The 20,022-nt window shown below is 43.5% G+C and carries 17 protein-coding genes; 6 read left to right on the top strand and 11 right to left on the bottom strand.

Features of this window, described 5'->3' with window-relative positions:
- The first annotated feature begins 8 nt into the window (after window positions 1–8).
- The 4 genes from ID165_RS11860 to ID165_RS11845 all read left to right on the top strand — a co-directional run bounded on the left by ID165_RS11860 (window position 9) and on the right by ID165_RS11845 (window position 5,550).
- Complete coding sequence (locus ID165_RS11860) at window positions 9–2,294, top strand: xanthine dehydrogenase family protein molybdopterin-binding subunit (RefSeq protein WP_192350820.1); 2,286 nt, start codon at window positions 9–11, stop codon at window positions 2,292–2,294.
- A 339-nt stretch (window positions 2,295–2,633) separates the two neighbouring features.
- A complete protein-coding gene (locus tag ID165_RS11855; RefSeq protein ID WP_192350818.1) occupies window positions 2,634–3,497 on the top strand; it encodes a hypothetical protein in 864 nt (287 codons plus the stop codon).
- 5 nt (window positions 3,498–3,502) lie between these two features.
- Entirely contained in the window at window positions 3,503–4,435 is a 933-nt protein-coding gene (ctlX, locus tag ID165_RS11850; protein WP_225587104.1) for a citrulline utilization hydrolase CtlX, read from the top strand.
- A 650-nt stretch (window positions 4,436–5,085) separates the two neighbouring features.
- Window positions 5,086–5,550, top strand: a complete 465-nt coding sequence (locus tag ID165_RS11845; RefSeq protein ID WP_225587103.1) for a transposase — start codon at window positions 5,086–5,088, stop codon at window positions 5,548–5,550.
- 830 nt (window positions 5,551–6,380) lie between these two features.
- Here the strand turns inward: ID165_RS11845 and purB are convergent.
- A complete protein-coding gene (gene purB, locus ID165_RS11840; RefSeq protein ID WP_192350805.1) occupies window positions 6,381–7,724 on the bottom strand; it encodes an adenylosuccinate lyase in 1,344 nt (447 codons plus the stop codon).
- Between the two features lie 218 nt (window positions 7,725–7,942).
- Between purB and ID165_RS11835 the strand changes: the two genes are divergently transcribed.
- The gene (locus ID165_RS11835) at window positions 7,943–9,043 is read left to right on the top strand and encodes a ferredoxin--NADP reductase (protein ID WP_192350803.1); all 1,101 of its coding nucleotides are present in this window, start codon (window positions 7,943–7,945) and stop codon (window positions 9,041–9,043) included.
- 14 nt (window positions 9,044–9,057) lie between these two features.
- Window positions 9,058–9,546, top strand: coding sequence for a hypothetical protein (locus ID165_RS11830; protein WP_192350801.1), 489 nt, complete (start codon window positions 9,058–9,060; stop codon window positions 9,544–9,546).
- Window positions 9,547–10,372: 826 nt separating this feature from the next.
- Here ID165_RS11830 and ID165_RS11825 read toward each other — a convergent pair.
- The 10 genes from ID165_RS11825 to ID165_RS11780 all read right to left on the bottom strand — a co-directional run bounded on the left by ID165_RS11825 (window position 10,373) and on the right by ID165_RS11780 (window position 19,726).
- Window positions 10,373–11,302: a DUF4097 family beta strand repeat-containing protein gene (locus ID165_RS11825; RefSeq protein ID WP_225587102.1), complete on the bottom strand. Its 930-nt coding sequence runs from the start codon at window positions 11,300–11,302 to the stop codon at window positions 10,373–10,375.
- Window positions 11,303–11,313: 11 nt separating this feature from the next.
- Window positions 11,314–12,111, bottom strand: a complete 798-nt coding sequence (locus ID165_RS11820) for a hypothetical protein (RefSeq protein WP_192350799.1) — start codon at window positions 12,109–12,111, stop codon at window positions 11,314–11,316.
- Between the two features lie 38 nt (window positions 12,112–12,149).
- Entirely contained in the window at window positions 12,150–13,181 is a 1,032-nt protein-coding gene (locus ID165_RS11815; protein WP_192350797.1) for an outer membrane beta-barrel protein, read from the bottom strand.
- 36 nt (window positions 13,182–13,217) lie between these two features.
- Window positions 13,218–14,012 (bottom strand): hypothetical protein, encoded by a 795-nt coding sequence (locus ID165_RS11810; RefSeq protein ID WP_192350795.1) that lies wholly within the window; start codon window positions 14,010–14,012, stop codon window positions 13,218–13,220.
- Window positions 14,005–14,574, bottom strand: coding sequence for an RNA polymerase sigma factor (locus ID165_RS11805; protein ID WP_192350793.1), 570 nt, complete (start codon window positions 14,572–14,574; stop codon window positions 14,005–14,007). The genes ID165_RS11810 and ID165_RS11805 overlap by 8 nt, the downstream gene beginning before the upstream one ends.
- A 373-nt stretch (window positions 14,575–14,947) precedes the next feature.
- Complete coding sequence (locus tag ID165_RS11800; protein WP_192350791.1) at window positions 14,948–15,415, bottom strand: carboxypeptidase regulatory-like domain-containing protein; 468 nt, start codon at window positions 15,413–15,415, stop codon at window positions 14,948–14,950.
- Window positions 15,416–15,442: 27 nt separating this feature from the next.
- A complete protein-coding gene (locus ID165_RS11795) occupies window positions 15,443–15,709 on the bottom strand; it encodes a hypothetical protein (RefSeq protein WP_192350790.1) in 267 nt (88 codons plus the stop codon).
- Window positions 15,710–15,740: 31 nt separating this feature from the next.
- Window positions 15,741–17,141, bottom strand: a complete 1,401-nt coding sequence (locus tag ID165_RS11790) for an MBL fold metallo-hydrolase RNA specificity domain-containing protein (RefSeq protein ID WP_192350788.1) — start codon at window positions 17,139–17,141, stop codon at window positions 15,741–15,743.
- A 179-nt stretch (window positions 17,142–17,320) separates the two neighbouring features.
- Window positions 17,321–19,303: a PspC domain-containing protein gene (locus ID165_RS11785; protein ID WP_192350786.1), complete on the bottom strand. Its 1,983-nt coding sequence runs from the start codon at window positions 19,301–19,303 to the stop codon at window positions 17,321–17,323.
- Between the two features lie 93 nt (window positions 19,304–19,396).
- The gene (locus ID165_RS11780; RefSeq protein ID WP_192350784.1) at window positions 19,397–19,726 is read right to left on the bottom strand and encodes a PadR family transcriptional regulator; all 330 of its coding nucleotides are present in this window, start codon (window positions 19,724–19,726) and stop codon (window positions 19,397–19,399) included.
- Window positions 19,727–20,022 lie beyond the last annotated feature (296 nt).

Here is a 20,022-nt window from a genome sequence, read left to right as displayed (position 1 = left end):
CTATATCCATGCTTCCAACTATTCCATTTCTCAAAAAGGGCAAAAGAGAAGACCAGAGTAAGATCTTCGTGGCTTCGCGTAGGGATTTTTTGAAACTTGGCTCTTTGGCTACGGGGGGACTCATTCTAGGAGTGAATTTCCAATGTGCCGGGCCAAAAGGAGAATCAGTCACATTTGCCCCGAATGTATACATCAGCATCAGTTCGGAAAATGAAGTGACTTTGGTTGCTCATCGATCCGAGATGGGGACAGGTATCCGAACTACCCTTCCACAGATTGTCGCAGACGAACTGGGGGCGGATTGGGCGAAAATCAAAATTGTGCAGGCTGAAGGAGATGAGGAAAAATACGGCAATCAAAACACAGATGGATCCTTTTCGGTCAGGATGTTTTATGAGCCGATGAGAAAAGCCGGGGCGACAGCCAGACATATGCTTATTGCTGCTGCTGCCTCAGAATGGGGAGTGGAAGCTTCGGGGTGTGACGCCCAAAATGGGCAGGTAGTTCATGCGGACAGTGGCAAACAGGTAAGCTTTGGGGATCTGGTAGGAAGGTTAAAAGATGCCTCTTTGCCTGATCCAGAGCATGTGAAATTACGGGATTTCCCTAATTACAAGTTGATCGGTAAAGATGTGCCGATTTATGACCTCAAAGATATTGCCTGTGGCAAAGCGGTATTTGGGGCAGATGTGGATTTGCCAAACATGAAAATTGCTGTGGTAAAGAGAAGCCCCGTGATTGGGGCCAAAGTGATTGCATATAATGATAAAAAGGCTTTGGCAGTACCGGGCGTGGTTCAGGTAGTTAAAATAGCGGGCTCCGGTTTTCCTCCGGGCTTAGACAAGGCGTTGGAGGGTGTTGCAGTGATAGCGGATAATACCTGGTCGGCAATTAAAGGTAGGGAAGCGTTGGAGATAGAATGGGATTTGGGAGAAAATCAGAATTACAATTCTACCCAGCAACAAGCTGAAATGCTTCAAAGTACTAAGGGAAAGGGGAAAATCAGAAGAGAAAGAGGGGATTTTGACAGAGCCGGGAGATCGGCATCCAAAACGCTTGAAAGGACTTTTGAGGCTCCATTCTATGCACATGCTACCATTGAGCCGCCATCGGCAATTGCCCATGTGAAAGAAGATGGCTCCTGTGAAGTCTGGGCACCATGTCAGCATCCGCAGTGGGCAAGAGATGCAGTGGCTGCAGCTATAGGGATGGACGTAGCAAATGTTAGAATAAATGTGACGTTATTAGGCGGAGGATTTGGGAGGAAATCTAAGCCGGATTTCGTGGTGGAAGCAGCCTTGCTTTCCAAAGCGACAAATGCTCCTGTCCGTGTGCAATGGACAAGAGAGGATGATTTGCATTTTGACTATTTTCATTCACACAGTGCCCAGCGGATCAAGGCAACGTTGGATTCTGGGAATAACCTAACAGGATGGAACCATCATACGGTGTTTCCTGCCATTGGCTCCACCGGAAGTAAAGATGAGTTGCATCCTTCAGACGGTGAGATGGGACTTGGCTGCGTGGATTTTCCTTTTGAGGTACCAAACATCCGGATAGAATCGCATGAATCTACCGGAAATACCAGAGTAGGGTGGCTGCGTTCGGTAAGTAATATCCATCATGCTTTCGCCATGCATGCAATGATGGATGAAATTGCCGAGGCACGGGGAAAAGATCCAATAGAAAACGCCATAGAACTTTTGGGTGAAGATAGAGACATCACTTTCCAGTCCGAAATGGTTGGTGGAGATTACGGGAACTACGGGGAGAAAATAGAGGATTATCCTTGGAATACCGGAAGGATGAAAAACGTCATTCGGACTGTGGAAGAAAAGTCAGGTTGGTCGGCCAATAAGGCTGCCGGAAAAATCATGGGCTTTGCCGCCCACAAGAGTTTTCTGACCTACGTAGCTTGTGTGGTAATGTTGGAAAAAGGAACTGATGGCAAGACTGTTATTTCGGATGTCTACTATGCTCTGGACTGCGGAATAGCCGTCAATACAGATCGGATCCGCTCCCAGTTTGAGGGTGGAGCCCAATTTGCAACGAGTTTGGCGACTACATCCAAAATCACTTTTGAAAATGGGCAGGTACAGCAGCATAATTTTGACACCTATCAGATTATCAGGATGCCGGCTTCTCCGAAAAACATCCATGTGCATATCATAGAAAGCCAGACCAAACCAACGGGAGTGGGGGAGCCGCCGGTTCCACCATTTATTCCTGCTTTGGCCAACGCCATGTATCAAATGAACGGAACCCGGATTTATAAATTGCCTTTTCAAGTTTAATGCAAATCTGTAATCTCAGCTTCAGACTCACAAATGCCGGCATAAAATCGTCTTAAAGCTAGCTTCTTCCCAACATGAAATAGAGCATGACTCAAACGTCACACACCGGGATAATTATAAGCAATGCAAGATTGTCCCGATCCGCCTCGGCGGATCGGGACAGACTACTCCGTTTCCTTGGTCAAGGAACAGGTTATTACCTTTAAAAAAACAAATTATAAACACATGAAATCGAGCATTTCGAGGGCGACACACAGTGGAATGATTATAAACCGTGCGAGATTCCATAGCCTGCCCCGACTATTCGGGGTGACCTTTGAAAGACAAAAATATAAACACATGAAAACACCGGTTGGAATCATCACTCTATTTTTTTCATTTTCCTGTGTCAATGCCCAGGAGAATATAGCTACAGGTTTCGGAGAAGGAGTTGCTGTTGCTACGTTGACGGATACTAGATTGGATGAGATCTCCGGTTTGGCGTGCAGTAGGGTAAATCCCGGAATTATATATGTTCACAACGACAGCGGGGGGGAAGCTGTTGTTTATTTACTGGACTCCTTGGGAAACACTATTGGAGAAATGGAATTGGCGGATACTCCAAACAGAGATTGGGAAGATATTGCGATTGGTCCGGGAGCAAATGGCGAATCTTATATTTATGTGGGAGAAATAGGTGATAATAATGGGGTACACCAAGAAGTGGTTATTTATCGCGTTCCGGAGCCGGAAAATGGTAATACCACAAGTCAGGCAATTCCCGAGAAGATAATACTCACCTATCCGGGTGGAGCTAGGGATGCAGAATCCCTTATGGTTGATCCTATCACCGGAGATATCTTTATTCTTTCCAAACGGGATAGCCTCAACACCCTATACAGGTTGCCTGCGGATAGATTCGAAGATGGTGAGGCGGAACTTGAAGAATTGATCAAACTGCCGTTTACCAGCGCTACTGCAGCGGATATTTCTGCTGATGGAAGTCAGATTCTAGTAAAAAATTACCTTAGTATTTACTATTGGGAAAGAAATGTAGGGGAAACTATAGCGCAAGCCATGGGTAGAGTGCCTATAGAACTGCCCTATTCTCCAGAGCCCCAAGGGGAGGCAATTGGGTTTAGGACCGATGGAAAGGCGTACTATACACTAAGTGAAAAACGATTCGATCTGGTTCCCGTACTCTACAAGTATACAGCCAACTAGCACTTATGCAAACTGCCACTACTATTCTGATGGTCCGACCGGCGAATTTTGGCTTCAATCCCGAAACAGCTGACAATAACTTTTACCAACACCCGGATACAAGGTCGTCCACTGAAATCAACACACTGGCACAAAAGGAGTTTGATGACTTCGTGTCTATGCTTAGAGATCAGGGGATCAACGTGCTCGTAGAGGAAGATACTTTTGCACCTGCCAAACCTGATGCGATATTTCCCAATAACTGGTTTAGCACACACCCGGACGGAAAACTGATTTTGTATCCCATGTATTCTCCGAACAGAAGACTGGAGCGAAGAAAGGACTTAATCGAGAATTTGATAAAGCGCAGGTTTACCGTGGAGGAAATTATTGATCTGAGTTTTTTCGAAGATGATGACCAGTATTTGGAAGGAACAGGAAGTATGGTGATGGATCATCAGTCCAAAACAATTTTTGCCTGCTATTCGGAACGGACGCATCCTATCCCGCTGGATTACTTGGGGAAGCTTATTGGTTACAAAGTAGTTGGGTTCCATGCTACGCAGGAAATCCATGGTGTGTCCACTCCTATATATCATACCAATGTGATGATGCATATAGGGACTGATTTATCGGTGGTCTGCTTGGATAGTATTTCGAAAGCGTCAGAAAAACAGAACTTACAGAAGTGTCTGACTCAAGCAGGTAAAAAAGTGGTGCCGATCACTCCAAAACAGAAATTTCACTTTGCGGGAAATATGCTGGAAGTAGGAAATGACGGGGGTGAAAAATTCACGGTAATGTCAGAAACTGCCCTTGATTCTTTGAATATCGGGCAGATTCAGCTGATAGAAAAATATTCCACCATTATAAGTCCATCCATCCCGACCATCGAAAAGCTGGGGGGTGGAAGTGCCCGCTGTATGATGGCTGAGATCTTTTTGCAGGCGACAAAGTAAGGGGGTGATTTGAACACTTTGTGGGGTGCTATTTGCCGTGCGTGAAGACACGCACGGCGGCAATGGCTGTCCGCCAACGTGAGTGTCATCACTCACGTTTTAAAACTATATACAACTCACCCAAGTGAGTGTTCTTACTCACTACTTCAAATGATAGATAAAGATTGGTGTTTGTTGTTTGGGACCCGAACAACTGTGAGAGGTGCTATTTGCCGTGCGTGAAGACACGCACGGCGGCAATGGCTGTTCGCCAACGTGAGTGTCTTCACTCACGTTTTAAAACTATATACAACTCACCCAAGTGAGTGTCTTTACTCACTACTTCAGATGATAGATAAAGATTGGTGTTTGTTGTTTGGGACCCGAACAACGGTAAGAGTGTTATTTGCCGTGCGCGAGGACACGCACGGCGGCAATGGCTGTCCGCCAACGTGAGTGTCATCACTCACGTTTTCAGAATAGATGCAGTTCACCCAAGTGAGTGTCCTTACTCAGATATTCTGAATTACATACGAGACTCAATTGCTTATAAATATGTAATTTAACACTGTTTGTTAGGCTGATTTCAAATTTCATTTTAGCTTCTGGATATTATGGAACTAAATAGGCTTTACTTTCTTACGGCAACTATTCACCATTGGATTCCTTTGTTGGAAAGAAGAGATTTTAAAGAAATTATTCTGTCTAGCTTGATGTACTTAGTAGATCAAAAGTATCTGAAAGTTTACGGCTTTGTGATTATGCCGAATCATGTCCATTTGATACTGGAGAATATTAAGATGAATGGCAAAGAACTGGCACATGCCAGTTTTTTAAAATTTACCAGTCACCATTTCCTCAAAAAACTAAGAGAAGAATCACCTGGTTTATTGGATAAATTTAAAGTTGGGTTGACCAATAAATCACATGAATTCTGGCAAAGAGATTCCTTGGCTGTTGAACTGTATAGCCCATCTGTTGTCTACCAAAAATTGGATTATATTCATAATAATCCTTGTCAAAAGAAATGGATGTTGGCTCTAGATCCAATTAGCTATCCTTACTCTTCATTTAATTTTTATGAATCAAACTATGACAGCTTTGGGTTTTTAACTCACATAGGGGGAAGGCTCTAAAGGGATTTTACCGTTCGTGACACGAACGGTGGCGCAGAAGCAATTTTTCCGTGCGTGAAGACACGCACGGCGACAGAGTGATGGTTCGCTTCGCCTACGTGAATCCCCATTTACGTTTTCAAATGGAAACGGTGGTTCGCCAACGTGAGTGTCATCACTCACGTTTTAAGACTATATACAACTTGCCCAAGTGAGTGTTCTTACTCATTACTTCAGATGATAGATAAAGATTGGTGTTTGTTGTTTGGGACCCGAACAACGGTAAGTGTGTTGTTTGCCGTGCGTGAGGACACGCACGGCGGCAAAAAGTTTGCTGTTTGTGAGGAGACGAATGACGGTGAGAGGTGCTATTTGCCGTGCGCGAGGACACACGCGGCGGCAATTGCTGTCCGCCAACGTGAGTGTCATCACTCACGTTTTAAAACTATATACAACTCACCGAAGTGAGTGTCTTTACTCACTACTTCAAATGATAGATAAAGATTGGTGTTTGTTGTTTGGGACCCGAACAACGGTAAGTGTGTTGTTTGCCGTGCGCAAAGACACACGCGGCGGCAATGGCTGTCCGCCAACGTGAGTGTCTTCACTCACGTTTTCAGAATAGATGCAGTTCACCCAAGTGAGTGTTCTTACTCATTACTTCAAATGATAGATAAAGATTGGTGTTTGTTGTTTGGGACCCGAACAACGGTGAGAGGTGCTATTTGCCGTGCGTGAAGACACGCACGGCGGCAATGGCTGTTCGCCGATTTGAGTGTCTTCACACACGTTTTCAGAATGATGACACGCACGGCGCCAAACACGACGGCGGATCCCGGATCTGACAGCGCTTAGATCCCCGTATAGTTGAAAGGAGAAATCACACTCAACTCAGCTTTCAACTCTTCAGAAACAGGGAGATTTGAGATGAACTCAGCAATTGATTTTTCAGTGATTTTTGTATTGGTTCTAGTGAGATCTTTGAGTGCTTCATACGGTTTTGGGAAGCCCTCCCTTCTCAAGACAGTTTGGATTGCTTCTGCTACCACCGCCCAGTTTTCTTCCAAATCCGCATGAATAGCAGCCTCATTAAGTTCAAGTTTACCAAGACCCTTCAGCAAAGATTCGAAGGAAATCAACATATGTCCAAGCGGCACGCCTATGATTCTAAGCACAGTGCTGTCTGTCAAATCACGCTGTAACCGGGACACAGGAAGCTTTGCGGCCAGATGCTCCAACAATGCATTGGCAATGCCCAGATTGCCCTCGGCATTTTCAAAATCAATCGGATTCACTTTATGCGGCATGGCCGATGAGCCGATCTCGCCCGCTTTGATTTTCTGCTTGAAGTAATTCATTGCCACATACTGCCAAACATCCTTAGAAAAATCCAACAGGATTGTATTGATTCTTTTCAATCCATCAAAAACAGCTGCAAGATTATCATAATGCTCAATCTGGGTAGTAGGATAGCTTCTTTCCAAACCAAGGTATTCTCCCACAAATTTGAAAGCAAATTCATTCCACTCAAAGGAAGGGTAGGCGACATGATGCGCATTCATATTTCCGGTGGCTCCGCCAAATTTCGCAGAGTAGGGGATTTGATCCAATAACTCCAGTTGTTTTTTCAGTCTAACCACAAAGACTTCAATTTCCTTTCCCAATCGGGTAGGTGAGGCAGGTTGTCCATGGGTTTTTGCCAACATTGGGATGTCTTTCCAATTAGTTGCCAATACAGAGAGGCTGTCGATAACGGCGTTCAGTTGGGGTAAAATCACATCATTTAGGCCCTCCTTAAGCATCAAAGGAGTTGCGGTATTATTAATGTCCTGGGAAGTCAGCCCAAAGTGTATAAATTCCTTGTGTGCTTCCAGTTCCAGTGCATCGAATTTCTCTTTCAGGAAATATTCCACCGCCTTCACATCGTGGTTTGTGATTTTTTCGGTCGCCTTGATGGTATCTGCATCAGTGAGTGAAAAGTCCGATACAATCGCGCGAAGATTTTCAAAAAGGTTTTGGTCAAAGTCCTTTAATTGCGGCAACGGAAGTTCGCAAAGTGCAATGAAATATTCTACTTCTACATGAACGCGGTACTTAATCAGGGCAAATTCAGAAAAATAGTCTCTCAGCGGAGCGGTTTTGCCGGCATAGCGTCCATCTATAGAGGTCACAGCGGTCAATGCGTTTAATTCCATTTCTTAAATAAATTTTGTTTAAGGAAGCTGCAAAGTTAATTTTTTGAAGCCAAAAGTTCGGTTTTAAACTGCCTAATTCAGGAAATATCCTTTAAATAATCCGAACCCGAGAAGCATTTTTCTGGTTTAGATGTGCAAATAATAAGCTGCAAGACCGGATATTTGGGTTTGTGGCTTAATTTTGCAACCGTTTAAACAGATAAAAGCTCAGATCAGGAATGTTCAATTTATTTAAGAAAAAGAAGGAGGTAAAGGCTCTGCAGTTTTTACCGTTGAAAGTGAGGGAGGTAGTGAGGGAGACAGAAGATACAGTCACCTTGTATTTTGAGCAGCCAGAACCGTTTCTAGATTATAAGCCGGGTCAGTTTCTTACGCTGGTGATGGATTTCGAAGGGAAAGAGGAGCGCCGGTCTTATAGTCTTTGTACTTCTCCTTATGTAGATCCATTTCCTGGAATTTCTGTAAAGCGTGTTCCAAAAGGAAAGTTTTCCAATTTCCTCAATGAGCGTGTTTTTCCGGGGAAGACTATTAATGTGCTGAAGCCTTTGGGTAATTTTACCACTGATTTTCACTCCAAAAACAAAAAGCATTTCTTCTTGGTAGCCGCCGGTAGCGGAATCACGCCGATCATGGGTATTCTGAAGTCAGTGCTGGCGAACGAACCTAATTCCAAAATTTCCCTACTTTACTGTAGTCGGAATGAAGAGCAAATCATCTTCAAAAAGGAATTGGAATCGTTAGTGGAGAAGCATGCCGATAAGCTGGAAGTGATTCATAATTTGAGTCAGCCAAGTGGAGAATGGAATGGGCTTAAAGGAAGATTGACTAAGGAAAGTATTTTGGATTTTATTAAAAAAGCCGAAGCAGATCCTGATTTTGACAAGGAATATTTTGCCTGTGGTCCAGAGGGAATTATGGATAATGTGGTGGCAGTTTTGGAACAATTGGGCGTTTCCACCGAAAAAGTACATCGGGAAAGTTTTTACTCCGCTGCTGCTGATAAGGCACATGACGATGCTGCTCATGGGATTACAGGAGGGCTATTGACACGGGATGTGAAAGTGATTTTGGAAGGGGAGGAATATGATGTCACGGTATCTCCGGACAAAACTATCCTTGAAGCCGGGCTTTCTCAGGATCTGAATATGCCTTACAGTTGCCAAAGCGGTCTTTGCACCGCTTGTAGAGGCCGTTTATTGAGCGGGAAAGTCAAAATGGATGAAGATGCCGGCTTGAGTCCAAATGAAATTGAAGCAGGTTATGTGCTGTGCTGTGTGGGACACCCTCTCACGGATGATGTAAAGATCACAATTGAATAATTTAAATACCTATTTTGGAAATTCAAGAATACAGGAGGGTTTACAAAAACCTTGATCAGCTTATTTTGATTTTATTGGTTTTAGTCCTTCCTGTTTTTGGAATGATTTATTTGTACCAATCCTCCGGAGAAGACACTTGGGATCTCCCTGAATTGCCCTTGTTTGTGGGACATATTTTATCAGGGGGAGGAATAGGTCTTTTGGTGGGTCAGTACCTGCGTTTTCGAAAAAGTGTGAAGGATGTTTTTCAGACTGATAATTTATTGAAGAAATTGAAAATCTACGCCGGTGCAACCCGTGAACGGTATATAATACTTTTGGTGACAGCTTTGATTTGTTCGGCAGGATTGCTCTTTTTTGGGTGGGCTATCTACAATGCGATTTTTGCAGTGACATTATTCTTTTTTTCTATCAGTAAACCTACCCCTGACCGGATCAAAAGATTGCTAAAACTCAATACCGAAGATGCTGAGGTGATTCGATTGGCTTCTAGACCGGAGTGATAAGTAGCTAGTATCAAGTAGCTAGTATCAAGATAATAGAATTAAGAGCCAAGAATCTAGAGTCAAGAGCAGAGATCAGTTCGGAACGTCATTGCGAAGCACAGCCTTCCCCGATGAGTCGGGGAAGCAATCTTGTTTGAGCTTATTGCCCTTGCCGTAAAAGATGATACAGTACTTACCAAGGTGAGATTGCTTTCCCGAATCCAGTTCGGGACAGGCTGTCGTGCCTCCTCGCAATGACGCAGGAGAAGAAGCAAGAGGGTAGAACGGAAGCGTTGGCCGCCTCCCTCTTGGACTTCGAAATTCATCTTGAAAAAGGATTTTCATTAAAAGCGGGCAGGGGGGATTGATAGAACCAAGAAGCAATAATCAAGGACCCGGAGCCAAAAATTTCAGATACTTGGAGCAAGGCTACTTCGGTCTTCCCTCCGGTAAAGCATAGAAAACAGCCACTGGCATTCCTTACCGTTATTATTATTTTTTGAATCGTAATATATTCTTACCCAGCCTGACAAACCTTGGAGTTACCCCTATGGCAGGTAGTACAATTAATTCTAAGTCGTGTCCTATGCGAAATCCTCTGTGCCCTGAGTGGTTTTAAAGCACAAAAAAAGCCAACCCAAACGGATTGGCCTTTTAACCCGGACTATGCTTTAGGATTCGTAGCGAGGGTTCAAACTGCAAGAAAATCAGTTACTTTGGAGATCGAGTCGTAGCATCGCTACGGTGAGAGCGAAAAGTGAAGCATAGCGACTGATTTTGAGGCGGTTTGAAGCCGTAGTAGATTTTCTAATGCAGAATTCGGGTTTAAGATAATTATAGCTAATTAATTCTCTATAGTGATGTTGCCTGACGAGATGGATCCTTTCACCCAGGCGGATGCGTCATTATCAATTTCCAGATTTTTACCGGTGTTGATTCCACCTACTTTGAGATTGCCTGATGATGCTTTCAAGGAGAAATTATAATCCTTCAAATTGGAAGGTGTTTGGATTTTAAAGTTGCCCGACGTTCCGTTGAAGTTGGTGTTTCCGCTTAATCCCGCATTGGTAGCACGAATGTTTCCGGAAGTAAACTTCATTGATCCCAGAGACCCGATGTTGCTCAATTTTGCGTTTCCAGAGGTAAGCGCAACGCTTAGCTCGCCTTTTATCCGGTCTGCAGCTAAAGATCCACTGGTAGATTGGTAATCCACGCTGCCACCTACATTGCTTATATCAGCATTTCCCGATGTGACGCCCGCCACTACGTCTCCTGATACTTTATCAATAATAAGAGACCCTGAACTCGCTTTGATAGCAAGATTACCGGAAATATTTGTAGCAGTGATTTTACCGGAGGATACTCTCAAGTTGGTTTTGTCTCCCACTACTTTGTCCACGGTGAGGGTTCCTGAAGAGTTTTTCATATCCAGATCAATATTCATAGGCCCCGAGATTTTGATATAGCCTTTGTTCCTGTTATTCCCCCAAGATGAACTTCTGGAGCTTTGCTCGTAGGAAATCTTCAGTACATTCCCCAGCGTCACGAAAATGATGTCTTGGTTTTCATCGTTTGATTCCAAATAGGCTTCCACGTTTACATCAAAATCGGGACCGCCCTGATAGGTCACATCCAGCCAGCCTCCGCTTACTTCGATTGCTTTGATGTTGGAGTAACTTTTATTGGAATCTACCAATACTTTTTGCGCAAAGCTGACAATGGAGATCAGCATCATGGCCATCGCCAAACTGGATAATTTAAAGAATTTTTTCATGGTTTTTATGTTTATCGGATAGTGACTCCGAAGCTCAGTGCTTGAACTTCCGGGCCTAAGTTTTCTTGGAAAAGGTTATTTAAATCATAGTTAAAGAATAGCGTCACATCACTTACGCCTATTTCAGCGCGTGCACCATAGCGGAAGTTCTCCGCATACATATTGGACTTTTCGAACTGCTTTTGTTTTTTGCCATCCTCATCATCATACACAAATTTGCCCCGGCCACCGATTCTTACACCTGCATATCCTCCTAGTCCAAGCCTTAGTTTATGGTTATTGGTAAGTAGCGTAGGTACCAATGTGAAGTTGAGGTAGGAGGCTGAGATTTTAGATTTTGTCCCTGTACCGGGTCCGGCAAACTCCTCCCACACTATTCCATCGGGAGTTTTTTCTGCGATTAGATTTCTGTCTTCCAATTTGAAATTGTACCAGTTGACCCCGATGCTGGAGTACAGGTGAAAGTTTTTGGAAATTTTGGTGGTTCCCATCACATTGATGGCATAGTACCACGATCCCCAGGGTTTCACCGTTGGCATTCGACCGGTAGGAGTTATTTGATTGATCCCCAGTTCTGTGTCCAGTCCGGCAGAAAATCTTTTTTGGTTAACGTCCTTGATCTTGACTTCATCATTTTCTTCAATGTCGAGAATCCATTTACCGTCTTCCTTTTGATTATAAGACCATGTATTTCCGAAGACTTTGATGACTTTGGATTTGGTGTATATCACCGTGTCTGCTTTGTCCTGAGCTAAAGCCTGGCTTATGAAGAGGACAAAGAATAGTAATGAGAATAGTGTGTTTTTCATTTTTAAAAGTTTTGAAAAGGGCTTTGCAGCTTATTTGTTTAGAATACTACACCAAAAGTGATCGGGTTAAGCTCAGGGCCTTTGCCTTCCTGGAATAATTCATTCAAGTCGTAGGTCGTGAAGAATTTGACTCTTCCGATTCCAAGTTCTCCCCGGACACCATATCTGAAATTTTGAAGATAAAGTCCGGTATTTTGCTTGTCTTTGCGACGTCCTGACCCATCTAGTTCACGATAGACATATTTCGACTGACCACCAAGTCTATATCCTGCATATGGTCCTGCAGCTAGTCGAAGACCTCGTTGGCCATTGTCCTTCATTTTTCCAAAATCCAGTTCAAGCATAGTCATCGCAGTGATGTAGGAAGCGGAAATTTTACTTTTGAATCCATCTACATCTGTTCTTTGAACGAAGTCTATAGCTTCATCTCCTCTCACAGCTTGGAAATCTCTATTTTCAAATTTGAAGTTGTAGAACTGAAAGCCTAAACCGAAGTCCCAATAGAAGCCTTTGGAAATTCGCTGTGCAGCCATCCAATTGATCCCTACATTCCAGCTCCCCCAGCCTTTTGCCGAATAGGGTTTGTCGGAGGTTGGGAATTTTCCGTTTTCTAGGTAATTATTCACACCAAGGTCAAGATTGAAGTAAGTTCTGAATGGAGGATCACTTCGCCTTTTCAAGCCCGGCTCAAAGCGTACTTTGGTATTTTCGCCGGTTTCATCTACCAGAAGTCGCATCCCTCCTATGTAAACTTCCGTTTCTGCTCCATCCTCCGTTACCTTCACTACTTGCTTGGAGCTCCCGTCTTTTTTCTTGATTTCTACTATGGTGGTTGCCCCACTTTCTTCGTCTTCTTCCAGATCAAGCTCACGGATAATCTGATTGATATTCATCAGTTTTAGCTTTTCAAAGTCTTCTTTGTTATCCACGATGATTACGATTCTCCCGGATTTACCGAATTCTACCACTACACTATCACTGGATACTTTGTGGTCTATAGCCGGCACCGTTTTGGCAAATCCCATTTGCACAAGTGCCATCATACAAATTAATAGAAGGTATTTTTTCATTTTAGATTACGATTAATGCTTAGGTGGTGAGTTTTATTACTCTGACTTTGCCTTGCGGGTAGTGATCGAGGCGAAGAGATTGTTTTTTGCATCCTGCAGGTCTGCAAATCCCTGATCTACTTTGCCTAATAATCCTTCCACTTCGTTGACAGTTTTGCCGATTCCGGCTAGTAGGTTTTTATCTTTCGGTTCTTCTTTCAGTCCACTAGAATAAATTTTGACGGTGTAGGCAGGTTCAGCCTCGTCCGCCTTTACTTCTGCTACTGCCTTTTCCGGCTCCAAAGGAGGGAATTTAGGTTCCGTGATTTCCGGAGTTTCTACAGTGAGGGTAGGAATCTCCGGGTTCACTTGTTTTTCTTGTCCGGGCTCCTCTTTTTTTGCTTCGGTCATGGCTACCAAATTTTGTGGATTCGGTCGGCTTTTTTGGGTTGAAGAAGAATCAACGGGCTTGTCGTATGAAGGAGTAGTGCTAGTTGGTTTAGTTTCCAATTCTTCAGTAGCCTGTTGATTTTCAGTTTCAGATTGAGTTTCCCCGATTTCCTGGGGCGTGTTGATTTCTGTATGCGCTTCGTTTTCCGTAAGTTCTTCTGTTTTGTTTTCGGATAGAAGAGGCATTTCCTTCCCTGTGTTTTCTTCTCTTACAAGAAAGTAGCCCACCGTAAAAAGAATTGCCACTGAAGCGGCAGCAGCCCACCAGATTCCTTTGTAGGATTTGTTTTTCTTGGGAAGCTGAGATTCCAGTCTTTCCCATGCAAGTTTGCTTGGTGCTTCTGTGTGGTTTTCAAGTCTTTCTTTGAAAAACTGATCCAGCTTATTTTTTTCCTTAGCCATTGATTCTCCTTTCATTTGGTGTTTGACCGGCAATTTTTTCCTTCAAAGTGTTTCTGGCCCGATTGAGCTGAGACTTCGAAGTGCTTTCGCTGATTCCCAGGAGGTCTCCAATCTCCTGATGTGAGAAACCTTCGATTGCGTAGAGATTGAAAACTGTCCTATATCCTACAGGAAGGCTTTCTACCATTCTAATCAGATCTTCAGTTTCCATGTGATTGAGCTCATAGTTATGGTCTTTGTATTCCGAACCATCCTCCATGTTGATCTCCATCATAAGATGACGGTGGCTTCTCAGCGTCATCAAAGCTTGGGTGACGATAATCCTTTTCATCCAACCCTCGAAACTGCCTTTTGACTGAAATTGGGGCAGTTTTTCGAAAATTTTCATAAAGCCTTCAATCATCACATCTTCGGCATGTTCCCGGTCTTTGAGGTACCGGATGCAGATGGCCAAGAACTTTCCCGAATATTGATCATACAGGTGGCGCTGTGCCATCCGGTCGCCTTTGAGGCATCCTTGTATTAATCCTGACTCGGTAGAAAAATTGACTCTGCTGAACATTCGATTTAGCTTTCAATTAGGTAGATGCCTGTATTGAAAAAATGGTTGCTTGGGCTAGTGAAAAAAAGTTAATATTTTTTCCGAAGGTCTTAATTTTAACCACTGGGGCCGCAGAGTTTTTCGCAGAGACCACAGTTAAGAGTTGATTTTTCTGCAGCTTGACCACCTTAGGTAGAAGGTTCAACTTTTTGATAATTAGCTGTTTGACTCGTTATCAGGGCAGAATCCCTAACTTCAGGGTTGTTTTTTGTGAAAAGCCACGTTTTAAGGGGTTATTTATTGCAACGAAATTAAGAATTTAAAAGAAAAGGTCTCCGCATGATCAAATTTATTGTCATGTGGAGACCTACCGGTTTGTTCATTTTTTTCTAGCTTAGAAAGCCGCCTTATAATTAATCACAATATCCAGGAGTGTCCATTCTCCTTCTTTTACCGTGGCGGGTTGTATGTTTCCATCTCCGTCAAACACACTTGCAAAAAGTCCTCCTTCTTCCACAGTAAGGATGGAATATCTGCCGGGGCTTAGATTGATAGAATATTTTCCATAGTCATCTGTTTCTATTTCGGTAATCGGCTTAGCTGCGACAGATTTAAAAAGCCCATTTTCCACGGTCACGTCGGAAATTGTGATCAGCGGATATACCCGAACAATCCTTTTCACAGGATCCCCTATAGTTTTTCTCTTGTTTTTCTTGCCCTCTTCAACTATCGTGGGCATATGGTTGCCTTCGAGCCACGTGACTTGACCCACCACTCCTTGCCCTTCGGGCGAGTAAGGCGCACATTGGAAAAGAATAAGTGAAAATGCAGCGGCAAAAAGAAATTTTACTAGTTTGTTCATGAGTAGGTGGTTTATGACTGTTTTTGTTTAGGTTAATATGTGATTGTCCGCAAGGATACCGTTAGCTTCCTTTTCAGTGGCTTGTTGGAAGGGAGGCAGATGACGCCTGCCTGCTAGTGTAGGTTGACCAAATCTTATAATGTTGTAGGCCTTTTCTACCAATAAGGAAGCAAAAGCGACATAAGATTTGGTAATCCCGATAGCCATCGGGACATGGAGGCTACTTCGGTCATCCCCGCCTGACGGACTGGGGGATCCCAGCCAGTAAAGCAAAGAAAATAGGGTTACTGTCATGATTGTGGATAATCATATTAAATAATTACTATCAAATTCCCTCAAACAGCATAAATGATTCCAAATAATTTGGAATGACAGTATTCCAGCCTAATTCCTGCTTAAGTTTTTGTGAAAGTGCGCTGGCGCTGTCCTCTTCCCCATGAATAATAAATGCCAGTTTGGGATTTTCGCTGAAGCCTTCTGCCCATTCCATCAGTTCGTTTTGGTCCGCATGGGCTGATAAACCCTCTACACTGTAGATTTTTGCTTTGACCTGCACGTCCAGACCGTAAATCCGTACTGTAGGCTCTCCATCTACGAGACGTCTCCCCCGTGTGCCTTCAGCTTGATAACCGACGAAAATCACCCCGTTTTTTTCTCTCGGCAAGTGATGGAATAGATGATGCAGCACCCGTCCGCCTGTAGCCATTCCGCTAGCGGAGATTATGATAGCTTTACCTTTCAGCTCATTGAGCGTGCGGGATTGTTCTTGTTTTCTCAGATAATGGAGATGCGAATGCTGGAATGGATGCTGATCAGTATCGTCCAACACGGCGATTAATTTGTGATCCCGATGATATTCCCTGTACAGCTTGGATACATTGATGGCCATCGGCGAGTCCAGATAAATAGGTGCTCTGGGGATTTTCCCCTTTTTCATCAATTGATACAGGTAATACATCACCAGCTGGGTTCGTCCTACAGCAAATGCCGGTAAAATCGCCAGACCATCCCTGTCAAACACATCATTTATTGCTTTGGCAAGTTCATCTTCCGGCTTTATTGCAGTGGAGATTCGGTCTCCATAGGTGGATTCTATCCAGACTACATCGGCTTCAGGGATTAGGGTAGGAGGGAAAAGCAAGGGGTCGTGATACCTGCCCAAATCACCCGAAAACACCATTTTCTTGGTTTGAGAATCTCCTTTAATGACAATCTTGGTAATGGCTGCTCCCAGAATATGGCCTGCGTGGTAATAGGTGACATCCACAGAAGGGTGAATGGGAAAAGATTTTTTGAAATCCTTTGGTACAAAAAGCGGAAACACTGCTTCTGCATCTTCCATCGTATAAAGGGGTTCCGGATTTTCGTGCTTGGAGTACCCCTTTTTCCTTGCGTATTCGGCTTCCTCTTCCTGAAGTTTCCCGGAATCCAATAGTAAGATTTCTGCCAACTCAGCGGTGGCTGCTGTGCAATAGATCGGTCCTGAAAAACCGTCTTTGACCAGTCTGGGTAGATAGCCTATGTGATCCATGTGTGCATGTGTAAGCACAATTGCCCCCAGATCTTTAGGAAGTATGGGGAATTTGTCCCAGTTTCTACGACGCAGTTCTTTTCTTCCTTGAAAAAGCCCACAATCAACGAGGAATTCAAAATCCCCTATATTAAGTAAATACCGGGAACCGGTCACAGTTCCGGCTGCTCCTAAAAATTTCACAGTTACATCCATATCATTTTGGGTTTAGTCCAAAAGATACAAATAAAAGAGGCTGTCTCATATATTAAAATTGTCACCTAGAGGGAAATCGAAATGGGACAAATTAACACATATTAGGTTTCGGGTTCCCGCCTAAGGTAGGCGGGTGCCCGTTCTGACAAGAAAAGCTGATTATGAGACAGCCTCTTGGATTAGTCGATCACAGCAACACTATCGGGTTGATTGTATTTTGCCCTGCTGATACTGTCAAGTTCTTCTCTAGTGTAGTCTCCTGTATCCGGTGCCTCTACTTCAAAGTTTACTCCTTCAGAATTTTCATCTGTACGGGATTTCACCTCCTCTTTACAGGTCAGGCATACCAATCCTTGCTGATTGAACGTCCAAATTGTGTTTTGGGAAACATCACTGGAGTTATAGCCATTTCTGTAAATTGTATTTCTTAAGATTTCAAGAAGTGAGCGCTCCATTATAAAGGGTTTCTCATAAGGAATCTGAAGGAAAAGATTCACCTTTTGGTCCCGGAATTTGTCGATATTGGAGATGTCATACCCCTCGTCAAAGGTGATGATGGAATCCAAAACGGTGTAATTGTATCCGATCATTTGGGCATTGTTCATTGCTTCTGCTTTGGTTTTTCCTCTGGAGAAGAAATCTTCCCGTAGTGTAACCAAGCTATCAGGTGTGCCTTCCAACTTAAGATTTACATGGTTGAAGGTAGATTCTTCTCCGATTGGATTCAGTCTCAGAATCATTATTCCTTTGCTTACAGGGATAGAGTGTTCTATTTTATGCCAATTTTCTTCTTTGAATTGTGTTGCGATCAGTGGGATCTGGAATGCACAAATCCCAACGCATAGCAACCATAGTCCCAGTGCTACAAATCCAAATCGGGCTCCTATCAGGTTCTTCTGCATTAATACACTCAATCCCAATAAAATGATGATGATACCGGGGATAATCAACAAGAAAGAGGCTCCTATCACCAACCAGATCGGAACTAGGTTGGAGAAGAGTTCAACAGGAAAATTGTCCATCAAGATCCTATAGTCATCGTTGGTAAATATGCCCATATAGACTGCAAGGCTAAATATGGGAGTGATGGTCAATCCCAGTCCGATGAAGAATACAAACAAACCAAAGATCACCCGGATTACATTCAGGAAGAACCTGCCCAATGGGCCCAACGCACTTCCGATGGCCTCGATTACCTGCCCGATTACCCTAAATGGGGTTAGCAGGATTTGTCTGGTTTTTGATTCGGGAGCCTTGGGAAGAGGATTTATGTTTTCCTTTAGGGTAGAATCAATATTGTCTAGGGTGATTTCTCCGCCTTTCATGCGGATACGCTCTGTGATGGAACTAGCCACTGGGGTGATGATCCACAGTATTAAGTAGATAAGGAATCCCGAACCACCGGCTAGAATCAATAAGACCAAAGCCAATCGTGTATAAATCACTTCTACTCCGAAATAGGCAGCCAATCCACTGGCCACGCCGCCGATAACCTTGTCATCAGGATTTCTATAGAGTTTCTTGATGTTTTTGTCCTCCTCTATTTCATAAGAAACAGGCAGAATGATCCAAAGTACGATATAGGCTATAGCAGCAAAAATCCCAAAGCTAAGGTTGAGCCTGAAGTCATCAAATGGCCAAATATCCAAGAACCCAAAGTTGAAACGCAAGTTGCCGCTGAATAATAGTAGGATTGCGATCAATCGGGTCCAAAGCGGATCGATAGAGAAGTAGCGGGCCATTCCGGCACAGACACCTCCAAGAATTTTTCTGTTTTCAAGGCGCACGAGTTTTTTGTACCCTTTTCTCCCGGCATCCGGTGGAGTTACATATTTGTAGAAATCCTGATCAGACGCATTCGTGTCATCCTCCTGATCTACATCAACTTTCTCTTCTTCAACAGAAGCAAAATCGGCAATAGTCCCCATTTTCTCCATGAGCTTGTCGACATTGTCTGCGGTGATTACCTGCTTATTGTTTTTCAGATTGCTCAGAAAGATCTCTGCTATCCGGTTTTCAATATCAGATATGATCTCATGATTGTCTTTGTAAGAAGAAAAGTGGTGATTGATCGCATCCAGATATTTGCGGAGCACGTCGTAACCGTCTTCTTCGATGTGGAATAGAATGCCACTGATATTTATACTTATCGTCTTTTTCATGTGTTTAACATTTTTTTTCATAGACCACATGGAATCTCGCATAACGGATAATCATTCCTCCGTGTGTTGCCTGCAATATGCTCGATTTCATGATCAATTCTTTGAGGTGATGAGAAGGGTGGAATTGACTAGCGAGTCCCAAGTGCGGGAAAGCGTGTCCAGAAAGGCTTTTCCCTCTTCCGTGATGGAGTAGTATTTCCTCGGTGGGCCGGATTCGGATTCTACCCAGCGATATTCCACCAATGAGGCAGACTTCAGTCTATTGAGAAGTGGGTAGAGCGTGCCTTCCACTACGATCATTTGAGCTTGGGTAAGCTCTTCGATCAGGTCTGAAGTATAAACCTCGCCTCTGGAGATAATATGCAACACGCAAAACTCCAAGAGTCCTTTGCGCATTTGAATCTGTGTGTTGGCGACATTCATTTGTTAGGTGATTATGTGTCAATAGTTGAGAGAATTCCTATTCCCGTCTCTTCTTTGTAGAGAAAAATTATACCAATCTTTTCCAAGCTACCTTGTATAACCTAATTCCTTGCCATAAGCAGGTAGTAGGTATAATAATATGCAGGCAAAAGACCTACTGATTGGCTTGATTCGATGATTTGTATTTTTTGATCACAAAGGGAAAAAAATGTAAGGGAAACAAAGTGCGTTTCCATTTTTAATTAAATGTTAAATTTTTGAACATATTTATGTACGGGTTCGGACAGGGGGTTAAT

This window comes from Algoriphagus sp. Y33, from assembly GCF_014838715.1.
Taxonomy (GTDB): Bacteria; Bacteroidota; Bacteroidia; order Cytophagales; family Cyclobacteriaceae; genus Algoriphagus.
The sequence above is the reverse complement of the archived record's forward strand: the minus strand, read 5'-3'. Positions and strand labels throughout refer to the sequence as shown.

Coding starts and splice junctions, on each gene's coding strand:
- ID165_RS11860 (WP_192350820.1), top strand. CDS start 9: ATGCTTCCAACTATTCCATTTCTCAAAAAGGGCAAAAGAGAAGACCAG.
- ctlX (WP_225587104.1), top strand. CDS start 3,503: ATGCAAACTGCCACTACTATTCTGATGGTCCGACCGGCGAATTTTGGC.
- purB (WP_192350805.1), bottom strand. CDS start 7,724: ATGGAATTAAACGCATTGACCGCTGTGACCTCTATAGATGGACGCTAT.
- ID165_RS11820 (WP_192350799.1), bottom strand. CDS start 12,111: ATGAAAAACACACTATTCTCATTACTATTCTTTGTCCTCTTCATAAGC.
- ID165_RS11855 (WP_192350818.1), top strand. CDS start 2,634: ATGAAAACACCGGTTGGAATCATCACTCTATTTTTTTCATTTTCCTGT.
- ID165_RS11815 (WP_192350797.1), bottom strand. CDS start 13,181: ATGAAAAAATACCTTCTATTAATTTGTATGATGGCACTTGTGCAAATG.
- ID165_RS11805 (WP_192350793.1), bottom strand. CDS start 14,574: ATGTTCAGCAGAGTCAATTTTTCTACCGAGTCAGGATTAATACAAGGA.
- ID165_RS11810 (WP_192350795.1), bottom strand. CDS start 14,012: ATGGCTAAGGAAAAAAATAAGCTGGATCAGTTTTTCAAAGAAAGACTT.
- ID165_RS11800 (WP_192350791.1), bottom strand. CDS start 15,415: ATGAACAAACTAGTAAAATTTCTTTTTGCCGCTGCATTTTCACTTATT.
- ID165_RS11795 (WP_192350790.1), bottom strand. CDS start 15,709: ATGACAGTAACCCTATTTTCTTTGCTTTACTGGCTGGGATCCCCCAGT.
- ID165_RS11785 (WP_192350786.1), bottom strand. CDS start 19,303: ATGAAAAAGACGATAAGTATAAATATCAGTGGCATTCTATTCCACATC.
- ID165_RS11835 (WP_192350803.1), top strand. CDS start 7,943: ATGTTCAATTTATTTAAGAAAAAGAAGGAGGTAAAGGCTCTGCAGTTT.
- ID165_RS11780 (WP_192350784.1), bottom strand. CDS start 19,726: ATGAATGTCGCCAACACACAGATTCAAATGCGCAAAGGACTCTTGGAG.
- ID165_RS11790 (WP_192350788.1), bottom strand. CDS start 17,141: ATGGATGTAACTGTGAAATTTTTAGGAGCAGCCGGAACTGTGACCGGT.
- ID165_RS11825 (WP_225587102.1), bottom strand. CDS start 11,302: ATGAAAAAATTCTTTAAATTATCCAGTTTGGCGATGGCCATGATGCTG.